We start from the raw sequence: 13273 nt of genomic DNA on the forward strand, positions 1-13273 counted from the left end.
ATATTACTTTTTAGTTGTTTTCCCAAATATACCTTTTCGTTTCGATGTTGCAATTTCTTCTTTTGCCTGCACATCTACAACAGCTATGGTAACCATATTAACGATTTCACGTACAGAACTACCTAATTGAACAATATGAACAGGTTTATTCAATCCTAGCAGGATCGGACCCACTGCTTCGGCACCGCCAAGCTCTTGTAACAATTTGTATGCAATGTTTCCCGACTCCAGATTTGGAAACACTAAAGTGTTGGCCGGGGCATCTGCCAGAGTGCTAAATGGGAAATTATCTTGTAATAGTTCGTTGTTGATTGCAAAGTTTCCCTGCATTTCTCCATCTACCACAATTTCAGGGTGATTTTGGTGAAGAAGTCTTACCGTTTCCCTTACTTTGTTTGGGGTTATTCCATCATTAGAACCAAAGTTTGAATATGATAATAAGGCAATACGCGGTTTGATGTTAAACTGTTTAACAGATTTATCGATCAACAGCGTGATATCCACCAACTCTTCTGCAGTTGGATCTACGTTTACAGTGGTATCGCCAAAGAAAACAGGACCTTTTTTGGTCATCATCATGTACATACCTGCAACGCGCTTAACGCCTGGTTCTACACCGATCACCTGAAGGGCAGGTTTAATAGTAGCACCGTAATTTTTGGTCAGACCCGAAATCATGGCATCGGCCTCGCCAAATTCCACCATCGAAGCACCATAATAGTTACGGTCTCTCAATAATTTTGTAGCATCACGCATCGAAGAAACTCCCTTGCGTTGGCGTTTTTTAAAAAGTGCTTCTGCGTATTGCTGGGTTTTTTCAGGATTCTGCATCTGATCGATGATCTCTACTCCCCCAAGCTCCAGCGCATGCTCATCAATAATGGCTTGTATCTTCTCCTTATTCCCCAAAAGAATGGGAATGGCGATATTTTCATCTTTTACAATCTGGGCAGCTTTTAAAATTTTATAGTTATCAGCCTCTGCAAATACCACACGTTTAGGATCCATCTTCGCTTTGGTCGTTACCGCCCTCATGATGGCATCATCCAAACCTAAACGTTTCCTTAATTCTTCATTGTAGGCATCCCAATCGGTAATAATTTTTCTGGCTACGCCACTTTCAATTGCAGCTTTTGCTACTGCAGTTGATACTTCGGTAATTAACCTGAAATCAACAGGTTTTGGAATGATATAATCACGTCCAAATTTTAAATTACGTGCATTATAGGCCAGGTTAACGGCTTCCGGAACAGATTTTTTGGCCAGTTCGGCAATTGCCCTAACCGCAGCAATTTTCATGGCTTCATTAATACTCGTTGCCCTAACATCAAGCGCTCCACGGAAAATATAAGGAAAACCCAGTACATTATTCACCTGGTTCGGATAATCAGAACGACCTGTAGCCATGATCAGATCTTTACGGGTTTTAATTGCCACTTCATAGGCAATTTCAGGATTTGGATTCGCCATCGCGAAAACAATTGGGTTTTTGGCCATTCCCACCAACATATCCGGAGAAATAACGTTTGCTGCTGAAAGTCCAATAAAAACATCAGCCCCTTTCATGGCCTCTCCAATATTAGAAATACCTTTCCTGGTAGTCGCAAAGCTCATGCGAATATCATCCAGATCGGTACGGTGGATATCAATTAATCCATTGATATCGAACATCACCAAATTCTCTTTTTTAACCCCTAAACTCAAGTACATTTTAGAGCAGGAAACTGCAGCAGCACCAGCGCCACTCACCACAACCTGGATTTTATCTATTTTCTTTTTTTGAATTTCGCAGGCATTTAATAATGCTGCTCCAGAAATAATGGCTGTTCCATGCTGATCATCGTGCATTACAGGAATATTCATCTCCTGTTTTAAACGGCGCTCAATCTCGAAACACTCCGGGGCCTTAATATCTTCCAGATTGATCCCTCCGAAAGTTGGCTCCAAAGCCTTAACGATTTTTACAAAATCATCTACATTTTCGGTATCCAACTCTAAATCAAACACATCGATGTCGGAGAATATTTTAAATAGCAGGCCTTTGCCTTCCATTACCGGTTTACCTGCCTCAGGACCGATGTTGCCCAGCCCCAAAACGGCTGTTCCATTACTGATTACTGCAACTAAATTACCTTTAGCGGTATATTTATAAACATCCTCTTTATTGTTTGCTATTTTTAAACAAGGCTCTGCAACTCCTGGAGAGTATGCCAGGGTTAAATCCCTTTGCGATGTTGTTGGTTTAGTAGGTACTACTTGTATCTTTCCGGGACGGCCCTGCGAGTGGTAATCCAACGCATCTTGCTTTCTATTCGTATTACTCATTAAGTAACTTATTAGTGACGCCGCAAAGGTACAATTCTTTTTATGAGGCTTAAAATAAAAAGCTGTTCATAAATTAAACCAGATGCGAAACTAATCTGCCGGTAACGCCAAATAGATTAAACCAATTGTTACCAGACGATTTCAGTATACCTGATCAAAAAAAATATCGTGGTTCAGTTTAAGGTATTATCCCTTGCTAATTTTCAGAATCATTCCAACTTGCAACCCTGCTTTTGATAAACGGTTGTCTCTTCGGATGCTTTGAACGGTTGCACCCTCAAATTTCTCTGCGATTTCAGACAAGGTATCGCCGGTTTTAACCTTGTAACTTAAAAACGATGATGGTACTTTTAATGGTGTACGGTTTTTGGCGTAGATCTTTAATCTTTGTCCGGGTACCAGTGTTTTGCTTTTTAAACCGTTCCAAACCCTTAAATCCTGTACTTCTACACCATATTTTTCGGCAACGGCTGTTAAACTTTGTCCTGAGGTAACTTTATGATAAACTACAGCTGACGTAGCTATACTTTTAGTTTTTTTCTTTCTTAAATCTCTTACATCGTCGGTACTGGCAGCCACCACTTTCATGTTTACATCCACTTCCTGATTGTTTAACACATCATAAATACCGGCATAGTCGATATCCCTTAACTTAGGCATTACAATACGCTTCGGCTCATCATCCGTACCATTTACGATCTTTTTCTTGTAGGATGGATTTAAGGCTATAATCGCCGTCTCATCAATATTCAACACTTTTGCAAGTGTAGATAGCGAAACGAAACGGGTAGTTTGAACGGTATCAGTTTTTAAAAACATGTTCGAAGCCTGTGCCGTAATCTGATGTTTGTGGGAATAGTTCATCACATAAACCGCAGCAATAAATGCCGGTACATAGTTTCTGGTTTCCTTAGGCAAAAACTGTCTGATTACCCAAAAATCTCTTGATCCCGCTTTTTCAATAGCACGATTAACGTTCCCTTTTCCACAATTATAAGCAGCAATGGCCAACAGCCAATCGCCAAGTTCTTCAAAAGCATCTCTAAAATATGCTGCCGCAGCATAACTGGCTTGAATAGGATCTTTGCGTTCATCTACGAAATTATCCATCTTTAGTCCATAGGCCTTGCCAGTACCAAACATAAACTGCCAGATACCTGTTGCCCCTACTCTCGAAATCGCATGCGGATTCATCTGCGATTCGACGATAGTTAAATATTTTATTTCCTGCGGAATGTTATAGTCTTTTAAAGCCTTATCAAAAATCGGGAAGTAATAGCTTGATAAGCCGATCATTTTGCCAAACATATCTTTACGCTTGGCATAAATATCAATATACTGCTGAACGTATTCGTTGTATGGAAGGGGTACCGTTTTAGCGATAGAATCTAGCCTGAGCTTATAGATAAAGTTCTGCCCCATGGTTAATGGGTTTTCAGAAACAACCGGTACAGCTACAGTATCGGTATTGATAAAGATGTTGTTATGAATCTTCGGAAGACTATCCAGTTTGAGTGTTTGTTGCGCAGACGAGGAAGAAACGTATCCTAAACAAGCACAAATTGAAGCAAAAAGTAATTTTTTAATCATGGGCTATTGGTTCAAATTTTCATTAACCGTAGTTTGTGTTTTCACAAACCTTTAAACAGATTCCTTTTTCTCCCTCAATAAGGGAAAAGTTAAGAATCTGCGAACCTTCCAGACTACTTCTGGAAAACAGTTAATAAAATGCCATTGCCATACTTACTATAATGCCTTTTGCATTAAAATTGCTTCGTACCTTGCAATGACGATAAAACTATGATAAAAATGCCTGAGAAAAAGCCAGAAGCTTATCTTCCTCAAAATGTTTGGCTGTAAATTGTATACTTAACGGTAAACCTGCCGCATTATTGCCTATTGGCAAAGCAATTGCCGGATTTCCGCTTAAAGAAGGCAATACGGTAAAAATATCAGCCATGTACATCACAATTGCATCCTGAACATGATCACCAATTTTAAAAGCTGCTGTTGGCGCCACAGGAGACAGAATAAGATCGTAATCTTCAAACAGAAGATCCATTTTTTCTCTAATCAATCGACGGACCTGCTGTGCTTTTTGATAATATGCATCGTAATATCCTGCACTTAAAACAAAAGTACCCAAAAGGATGCGGCGTTTTACTTCTTCGCCAAAACCTTCCGCGCGGGATAATTTATAAAGTTCATTCAGGGATTTCGCTTCCATATTACGATGTCCGTAATGAACACCATCATAACGAGAAAGGTTGGAAGAAGCTTCGGCCGTTGTTAAAATATAATAGGCAGGAACCAAATAATCCAACAGATCAAAAGAAACATACTCAACAGCGTGTCCATCAGCCTTAAGCTGTTCAATTGATTTTAAAATAGCAGATTTGATTTCAGGATTAAGGGCTTCGCTCTCAATAGTTTCCTTTAATACTGCTATTTTTTGTTTTTTACGCTCATTCAAATGAGCAGGATAATCGGGTACTGCAACAGGAGAAACTGTAGAATCATAATCGTCAGCACCAGCTAAAACCTGTAAGAGCAAAGCAGCATCTTCTACTGAAGATGTAATAGGACCAACCTGATCGAAAGAGGAAGCATAAGCAATCACACCATACCTTGAAATACGTCCGTAGGTTGGTTTAAGTCCAATTTGTCCGCAAAAAGCAGCCGGTTGTCTTACCGAACCACCAGTATCGGTACCCAGGGCAGACAAACACATATCGGCCTGAACGGCAACAGCAGAGCCGCCTGAAGATCCACCCGGAACAAGTTCGGGATTTGCCGCATTTTTAGCAACCCCATAATATGACGTTTCATTGGAGCCGCCCATAGCAAATTCATCACAGTTTAAACGGCCGATAATAACGGCATCTTCCTGTAACAAACGTTGCACAACTGTAGAAGAATATGGAGATACAAAGCCTTCGAGCATCTTTGATGATGCCGTAACGATATGGCCTTCATAACAGATATTATCTTTAATACCAATTACCATCCCAGCGAGTTTACCCGCAGTACCATCTTCTATTTTCTGCTGTATCGCTTTCGCCTGAACTTCGGCCGATAAAAAAAACACCTCATTAAATGCATTGAGGTGTTCATTTTGTTCAATTTGCTTAAAATAATAAGCCAATAAATCGGGTAAAGTTAATTGCTTTTGCGAAATGAGTATTTGAATCTCCTTAAGAGAGCTGTATTTCTTCAAAACTAAAAATTATTGCAATTAAACAGTTTTATCACGGTTAGACGGATCTACTTGCTCGCCATCAACGCCATCTTTACCATCTTTAAATTCTTTAACACCTTTACCTAAACCTCTCATTAGTTCAGGAATTTTTTTACCACCAAATAATAACAATACCACTACCGCAATAATGATAATTTCTGGTGTTCCAAGCATTGCTGCTATTGTTGTATTTAACATAACCTTTTTGTTTAAACTTTTTCTTTGTCAGTTATAATTTTTTCGTCCGTAGGTTTTGCCAAATCGATATGTGGCACACCTGACTCAACCTTTTCATCAACAGGTGATTCCTCTGTTGGGTGATGACGTTGACTATGGGTATTTACAGCTGTTTCTTCCGCTTCTTCTTTATCTAAGTCCATAGCATTAATATTCCTATGGATTTCACGCTTAACACCATCAGAGGCATCTTTAAATTCTCTGATTCCTTTCCCCAGTCCCCTTGCCAATTCAGGTAATTTTTTACCTCCGAACAACAATAGAACTACCACTAAAATGAGCACGATCTCCGATCCACCCATGTTTAAAAACTCTAATAACGTGCCTTGATACATCACTAATATAATTTATACAAATATAGACATTTTAACTTGTCTTAAGTTTATTTACTAATCCAGGCTTCAGGGTTTAACGCTGCCTGTCCCCTTCTGATCTGAAACTTCAGAACCGCATCATCACCAGTGTTGGCAACAACCCCAATGGTTTGTTTGGTATCGACAGAATTACCTACACTCACGCTAACCGATCTCAGGTTCTGATATACTGTAAAGTATTCACCGTGGTTGATTAAAACCACCGTTCTACCCATCATTACCTGAACCGCAGCAACCTTACCTGCAAACACAGCCCTAACCGGCGCCCCGTCGGTAGTAGTAATATCTACCCCATCGTTGGTATAACTTGCCTGGTCTATTTTATGCATACCGAACCTTTCGGTTATTGTTCCTGTTGCTACCGGCCAAGGTAACCTTCCCCTGTTATTTTCAAAACCTGCCGACAATCTCGCTGCCTCTGGTGTTGCGGTAAGCAATTCTCCAGTCGATTTCGCTTTGGCTGTAGGAGCAGCCGGAGCAGTTGGTACCGGCTTGTTTTCAGCCTTGGCTTTTGCTGCCGCAATCCGTGCTTCTTCAGCCGCTTTTCTTCTTGCCTCTTCTGCGGCCTTCCTTCTCGCTTCTTCAATTGCCCGCTGAATTGCAGCACTAATGGCCCTGTCTATCTGCGCTTGTTGTTTTTTACGGCTGGTAATATCCTGTTTATACCGCCTTTCGTCCTTGCTCAGTTTGTTTAACTCTACTGATTGTTTACTTTTATCTTTGCTTAAACGCTCACGCTCTCTTTCCTGTTCCTTCAATAAATCACTTTTTTCCCTTAGTGTTTTATCCAGCACTTTAATTTTGCCGTTCAGGTCTTGCTGTGTATTTTCAATGTATCCAGCTTGTTTTTTACGGTATTGACTAAATTGCTGTAAATATTTGATCCTTTTATATGCCTGATTAAAATCTTTCGATGCAAAAATGAACATCATTTTATCGTACGAATTTCTGTTGCGCTGGGCAAATCGGATCATGCCTGCATACTCTTTTTTAAGATCGCCTAACTGACCTTGTAATGTATGTACGGTATTTGTGTTCTGAGAGATTTGGCTATCCAGATTTTTTATTTCAGAGTTAATGGTACCAATTTTATCCTGACGCAACCTAATCTGTGCGTTGATGGTATTAATCTGCTGTATAGTAAGCTTTTTACCACTGGCAGTTTTGTTTAAATTCTTCTGAAGCTGTTCGATTTCACGTTGTATAGCTTCTTTTTTCCTTCTGAGCTGGCTTTCAGTTTGTGCAACTGCCGAAAAAGTTAACACGCTTAAAAAAAGGATAAACAGGAGTTTTTGTAGCTTCATTAAGCCAAAAGTATAAAAATTTTACAGTAAAAAGTATTTAAAATTGAGATACTAAGGTCATAATCACTTATTACAGAACCGTCTTCACTTAATCTTCATATAATGCAAAGATTGCCAAACAGACTGTTGCAGTGCAGCAGATCTATTTGGCAAACCATAATATTCAACTGTAATTGAAGGGCTATTTTACAACCTTAAATCTCTTTGGTACATTAAACGGAAAATCGACAGGAACATTGCCGTCAATTTTCACAAATTGAAGGTCGATATTTATTTTTTTTGCTTTAGACAGTGTTTTGATCTGTAAAGCACTTGGGAATAAAGATTCGTTTAGTTTTTGATAATCAGTATAAGTAACTTTTAATGCCTGTCCGTTTCTAACATCATTTAAGTTCGTCTCCGATACTTTGAAAAGTGTATTAAAAAGCAGCTTGTAATCTAACTCCGATTTACTTCCAGAAACAACCCAAACACCATTTTCCTCCTTAACATCCGATTGTGCGGTTAAAAATTCACCCATCGCATTACCCGTTAAAATGGACTGGAGCGTATTAAAATTCACCTGTTTGTTGGTGAAATTGTAAATATAACTAAACGGCTTTTTGAGGTATTCGCTTTTTATCCGGTTCATGATCTTGATACTATCAGGCGTAATCAAAGCCCTTGCCACCTCTGCCATTCCACCTAAGGCTGTAATGCTTACCCAAATGGTTTCCTTGTCTTTCATTTTGAAATTCATGGTAACGTCATTTGCGTCGCCGGCAATATCTAAAGTTGCTTTTGCTTTTAAAGAAAGTGTATTAAATTTAAGTTGTTTGCTATTTAATAAGCTTAAGGCCTCTGCTTTCGAATTGTCAGTTTTGGTTTCCGTTTTGGTAGGAGGAGCCACCACAATTTCTTTCTTAGGTTTACATGCCGAAACAAAAATTACTGCTCCTAACAGGACTGCACTATTTAAAATATTTCTTTTCATTTATCTTTTTAATTAATACTTCTGATCCGTTTCCGGCCTCTTTTGCTTTTTGCCATTGGATTAATGCAACATCCTTTTCACCTTTCATAAAAAGTATATCGCCATATCGCTCCAGGTAAACACCATTTTTACTGCTATTGTTTTGCAAAGCCTTTTCAATCCAGATTTTCGCCAGGTCGTACTTTTGTTGCTTAAACAGAATGAAAGCATAAGTATCTGCAATTGAGGGATTATTGGGCATTGCATTGGCAGCTGTTTCCGCATATTTCGCCGCTTTTGTTAGCTCATCATTTCTTAACGCCAGATAGAAGGCGTAGTTATTCATAATGAGGTAATTATCGGGCTCCAGTGATATGGTTTTTTCGAAAGCTGTTTTAGCCAGGGGAAAATTATTCTGATTGATGTAGATATCGCCCTGAAGTGCATAAATTTGTGCCTGTAGGCTTTTATTATCCACATCCAGCTGTAAGGACGTTTTCAAATGGTTTTGAGCAGGCTCATATTTACCAGTTTTAAACAGCGCATAAGCTACATAATAATATAAGCTGGCCTGATTGGGATATATGCTTAAAGCCTCATCGCCAACTTTTATCGCTTCCTCATACTGCCCTAGCAGGGTTTGAATATTGATTACCTGTTCCCAAACGACATAAACCTGTTCGTTAAGTTTTAAAGCAGCCTGATATTGGGCCAATGCTTCTTTCAGGTTATTCTGCTGATAAAGCACATCGCCATAAAGTGCCAATGCCTTTGCGTCAGCAGGATTTTTTTCGGCTACCAGTTTACTCAGTTCAGTTACATTTTTGGCTACAAGGGCCTGGTTAAGATTAGGAAAAAGTGCAGCGATGATCTTCAATTTTTCGCTGAGCGGCATTTCACTGCTTTCAAATGCCAATTTTAAGGAAGAAAATGCGGCCTGGTCATTTTTCTGCTTGCGGTAAATGTCGGCCAAAGCCAGGTTAATCTCAAAATTATTGGGTTCCAACTGCTGTGCCTTGGTTAACACCTTTAATGCCTCCGGTTCATTTCCCTTCTGCAAAAGCAAGCCTGCAGCATATAAATAGTTCTTTACATCGGCCTGGTTGCCTTCCAATAATTTTACAATATCACTTTCTGTAGCATTTCCATTTGCCTGAAAACGTTTTCTGGCATTGGTCAGATCTCTTGAATCGCCGAATTTAACCTGAATTTCATCATAAGTTTTTTTTGCTGCATCTAACTGATTGGCTAAAAACTGCGCATTGGCTTTGTCAAAATAATAGGCATCGTTTTCAGGATCGAGACGGATCAACTGGTTAAATACCCCGATCAGTTCGGGCATTTTATTGGTGCGTTTATAGATCTCTCCAAGTAAACGCCAGTACCACAAATTACCAGTATTTATTTTAATTGCCTGTTTTATGTTTTCTTCAGCTTCCGGGAGTTTATCTAAACGCAGGTTTGCATTGGCCAGTTCAAAATAGGCAGCATGGTTATTAGGGTCCAACCCAACAATTTTATTGAAATTGGTAGCAGCAACGACATAGTTTTCAGACATTTTCTCCCGCAGACCTGCAAAAAAAAATTGCTTTACCATATTGCTGTCGCGATTGGCAATCGGCATATCCGTTCCCTGCCCAAAAGCCTGGAAACTCACCAAAGTAGCTCCAACAAGAAAATGTACTTTGTATTTCATCTCATTTATCAATCCAAATAATTTACTCCAGACCAAGGACTTAGGACTGTGGACTATTTCCCCGTATGTCCGTAACCGCCTTCGCCGCGTGCAGTTTCGCCTAGTTCTGTAACAGGCTGCCAGCTCACAGTTTCGTGTTTGGCCACTACCATTTGGGCAATCCTATCACCGTCAATAATTTTAAAATCTGTATCTGATAAATTTACCAATAAAACTTTTATTTCGCCACGATAATCGGCATCAATTGTGCCTGGTGAATTTACAATGCTAATACCGTGCTTATAGGCCAGGCCGCTTCTTGGCCTGATCTGCGCCTCATAACCAATCGGTAACTCAATAAACAAACCCGTTGGAACCAATAGGCGCTGTAAAGGCTTAAGTATTATTTCTTCTGTGATGGCTGCTCTTAAATCCATTCCTGCAGCATGTGCAGTTTCATATTGTGGAAGAGGATGTTCGGATGTATTGATGATTTTTATTTCCATTTTTATTAGATATGAGATTGGAGATGTGAGATTTTAGATGATTAATTCTAGTGATTTACTTCTTTAGCATTTTCGCCACATTATCCTTCTCAAAATAGAAAATACCCAGGAGAAATAGCACTAAAATTCCGTTTCCAATATAAATATTGCGTTTAAAAACCCAAAAAGATAAGTACACCATAACAATAGAAACCAATATATAGATACTCATTGCTTTGAGTTTATAAGGTATGGGGTAATGCTTTTGTCCAAGTACATAAGAAATAACCATAATGATGAGATAGGCAAACATTGATACCCATGCTGAGCCCATATAACTAAATTTTGGAATCAGGATAATGTTCATAATGATGGTAAAAACAGCGCCAACCAAAGAAATATATAAGCCGTACCTGGTTTCATCGGATAAACGGTACCATACCGATAAATTCATATAAATACCTAAACAAACATAACCAAACAGCAAAAACGGAACTGCGTTGAGTCCAACCCAATACCTTGAATTGATAAAATATTTGATGATTTCTATGTTGGCTGTTAAGCCTACAAAAAGGATGGATAAAGCAAGTACAAAGTAATATAAAATATTGGCGTAAGTTTGCTTTGCATTTGCATTTTTAGCGTGACTAAAGAAAAATGGTTCGGCACCTAACCTAAAAGCCGTATTAAAAATACTGATGAAGATGGCCAGCTTACATACGGCTCCATAAATACCAACATCGTGATTGGCAATACTTTCCGGCAGGTATTTACCCAATAAAATTTTGTCTAAATTTTCATTGATAATAAACGATAAATTAGCCACCAGAACAGGCCAGCTATAGCCCAGCATATTGTTAAATAAGCTTTTATTAAACTTAAACTGGATTTCTAAAAACTGTGGAATAAGCATGAGCAGCGTGACGATGCTCGCAATTAAATTAGCTACGAATACATAACCCACCCACCGGCCTTTATACCATGAAGTAAACCATCCGCTCATTATATCGTGCTTGATGAGGAATGGGATCACGTAAATGAACACCAGATTTAAGCCTACAAATGTACCTATATTGAGAAACTTGATTAAGCTATATTTAAATGGCTTTCCATCGGCCCTTAATTTGGCGAATGGAATTACACTGATGGCATCTACAAATAAAATCCATGCGAAATAATGTATGTAAGATTTTTGATCGGCCAATTCGGCGATGTCTCCGTCTAAAGTATACCTGGCCAGGTAATCGGTAAAAATTAATGCGGTGATTAAAAACAGGGTTGATATAAAAGCGATTACCAAAAAGCTGTTGTTGTACACTTCCTGCTTCCGATCTTCATGTTTATTTAAATACCTGAAAAAGGTGGTTTCCATCCCAAAAGCCAATATTGGATTGATAATGGACACATAACTGAACATTTTGGTAAAAACACCATAAACACCAGGAGCGAAAACACCCGTGTAAACAGGCGTTAAAATAAAATTGAACAACCTCGAAAAAATGGTACTGATACCATAAATCATGGTTTGCCCAAGAAACTTTTTATATACAGACATTTAGTATAGAGATAAAAGTATCAGGTATCAAGATTATACGAGGATAGCGATCTTGCTACTTGATACAGAATACTTGTTACTTTTTAAAGATTTCAAAATTACGATAGTTTTTCACTTCGCCATCGCTTACCTCCACATTTTCTACACGTGAACGGTCCGGTCCTTCATGGCACCAGTTTACAAATTCCTCCAAAAAGATTTCTTCACCTTCTGCTTCTATATAAACCGATCCGTCTTTTTCGTTCCTTATAAAACCATTTACCATCATTTGGTTGGCGATAATTTTAGTCGTTTCTCTAAAGCCAACGCCCTGCACTTTACCTGTTACTTTTATATTGAGGTGTTTCATTTATTGTTGTAAAGTTGAAATGTTTACCGGTACAAAGGTAAATGAATTATCACAATTCTTTAACACATGAATGATAGCACCGAACTGACTTAACGAATCTATAGGCGATTATTCGGCTAAGTTATAAAATCCATCACGTTTTAAATTAGAACTACCAAGTTTCCAGATATGAGTATAATAAATTTACAATTATCTGCCAATGCTATTTTTTACACTGGTTTCTTCACTTGCAATCAGAATCTGTATAAAAAGTGAATGAATTACCTGTTGACCCAAAATATAATTAGACTGGTTATCATTAACACTAATTTTTCCGGAATAGGCTAACATTTAGGTAATTTGAATTTTAAAACGGAGACGATAATGAGTGTACACATAGGATTGATGATCTGGAAGGAAATGAAAACCAAAGAGATTCCTGTTTCCATATTCGCAGAAAAAATGGCCATTAGCAAAACCAAAGCACAGGAAATCATCAATAGCTCCACCCTGGATGTTTCCCTGCTGGCCAATGTGAGTGAAATACTGGGCTACAATTTTTTCAGTTATTACGAAAAGGGTAAGCTATTTTCTGAGCTCAGTAAAAAGGAAACACAAGCATCAGCAGAAGAGATTAAAAGGCTTAAAAGCCTGCTAAGTGAGAAAAATAAAACCATCGAACTTAAGGATAAAATAATCCAAAACCTCTCACACACTGTTTCTTTACTTGAAAAAGTACAGTACCGCTAATTTTGAAAGGTAAAGCAAGCTGTTGTTATCGCATATATGTCATTCAAATA

General features: G+C 38.6%; 13 protein-coding genes. 1 reads left to right on the top strand and 12 read right to left on the bottom strand.

The features are described from left to right. Window positions 1-3: 3 nt before the first annotated feature. The 12 genes from IM793_RS13885 to IM793_RS13940 all read right to left on the bottom strand — a co-directional run bounded on the left by IM793_RS13885 (window position 4) and on the right by IM793_RS13940 (window position 12824). Entirely contained in the window at window positions 4-2325 is a 2322-nt protein-coding gene (locus tag IM793_RS13885; RefSeq protein WP_193422278.1) for an NADP-dependent malic enzyme, read from the bottom strand. A gap of 186 nt (window positions 2326-2511) precedes the next feature. Then, window positions 2512-3915 (bottom strand): lytic transglycosylase domain-containing protein, encoded by a 1404-nt coding sequence (locus IM793_RS13890; RefSeq protein WP_193422280.1) that lies wholly within the window; start codon window positions 3913-3915, stop codon window positions 2512-2514. Window positions 3916-4123: 208 nt separating this feature from the next. Continuing rightward, window positions 4124-5542, bottom strand: a complete 1419-nt coding sequence (gene gatA / locus IM793_RS13895) for an Asp-tRNA(Asn)/Glu-tRNA(Gln) amidotransferase subunit GatA (RefSeq protein WP_193422282.1) — start codon at window positions 5540-5542, stop codon at window positions 4124-4126. A gap of 18 nt (window positions 5543-5560) precedes the next feature. After that, window positions 5561-5761, bottom strand: coding sequence for a twin-arginine translocase TatA/TatE family subunit (locus IM793_RS13900; protein ID WP_029287719.1), 201 nt, complete (start codon window positions 5759-5761; stop codon window positions 5561-5563). An 11-nt stretch (window positions 5762-5772) separates the two neighbouring features. Next, complete coding sequence (locus tag IM793_RS13905; RefSeq protein WP_193422284.1) at window positions 5773-6135, bottom strand: twin-arginine translocase TatA/TatE family subunit; 363 nt, start codon at window positions 6133-6135, stop codon at window positions 5773-5775. A 47-nt stretch (window positions 6136-6182) separates the two neighbouring features. Continuing rightward, window positions 6183-7478, bottom strand: coding sequence for a murein hydrolase activator EnvC (locus IM793_RS13910; RefSeq protein WP_193422286.1), 1296 nt, complete (start codon window positions 7476-7478; stop codon window positions 6183-6185). Window positions 7479-7659: 181 nt separating this feature from the next. Next, on the bottom strand, window positions 7660-8451 hold the full coding sequence (locus IM793_RS13915) for a DUF4292 domain-containing protein (RefSeq protein ID WP_193422289.1): 792 nt from the start codon (window positions 8449-8451) through the stop codon (window positions 7660-7662). After that, a complete protein-coding gene (locus tag IM793_RS13920; RefSeq protein ID WP_193422291.1) occupies window positions 8429-10126 on the bottom strand; it encodes a tetratricopeptide repeat protein in 1698 nt (565 codons plus the stop codon). The genes IM793_RS13915 and IM793_RS13920 overlap by 23 nt, the downstream gene beginning before the upstream one ends. Before the next feature lie 53 nt (window positions 10127-10179). After that, window positions 10180-10611: a dUTP diphosphatase gene (gene dut, locus IM793_RS13925; RefSeq protein ID WP_193422292.1), complete on the bottom strand. Its 432-nt coding sequence runs from the start codon at window positions 10609-10611 to the stop codon at window positions 10180-10182. 55 nt (window positions 10612-10666) lie between these two features. Then, window positions 10667-12145 (bottom strand): lipopolysaccharide biosynthesis protein, encoded by a 1479-nt coding sequence (locus IM793_RS13930; protein ID WP_193422295.1) that lies wholly within the window; start codon window positions 12143-12145, stop codon window positions 10667-10669. Between the two features lie 76 nt (window positions 12146-12221). Continuing rightward, window positions 12222-12494 carry an acylphosphatase gene (locus IM793_RS13935; RefSeq protein WP_193422297.1) on the bottom strand — a complete coding sequence of 91 codons (273 nt, stop codon included), beginning with the start codon at window positions 12492-12494 and terminating at the stop codon, window positions 12222-12224. 189 nt (window positions 12495-12683) lie between these two features. Then, complete coding sequence (locus tag IM793_RS13940) at window positions 12684-12824, bottom strand: hypothetical protein (RefSeq protein ID WP_193422299.1); 141 nt, start codon at window positions 12822-12824, stop codon at window positions 12684-12686. A 33-nt stretch (window positions 12825-12857) separates the two neighbouring features. Between IM793_RS13940 and IM793_RS13945 the strand changes: the two genes are divergently transcribed. Further along, complete coding sequence (locus tag IM793_RS13945) at window positions 12858-13223, top strand: hypothetical protein (RefSeq protein WP_193422301.1); 366 nt, start codon at window positions 12858-12860, stop codon at window positions 13221-13223. The last annotated feature ends 50 nt before the right edge of the window (window positions 13224-13273 follow it).

This window comes from Pedobacter sp. MR2016-19, from assembly GCF_014947265.1.
Classification (GTDB): Bacteria; Bacteroidota; Bacteroidia; order Sphingobacteriales; family Sphingobacteriaceae; genus Pedobacter.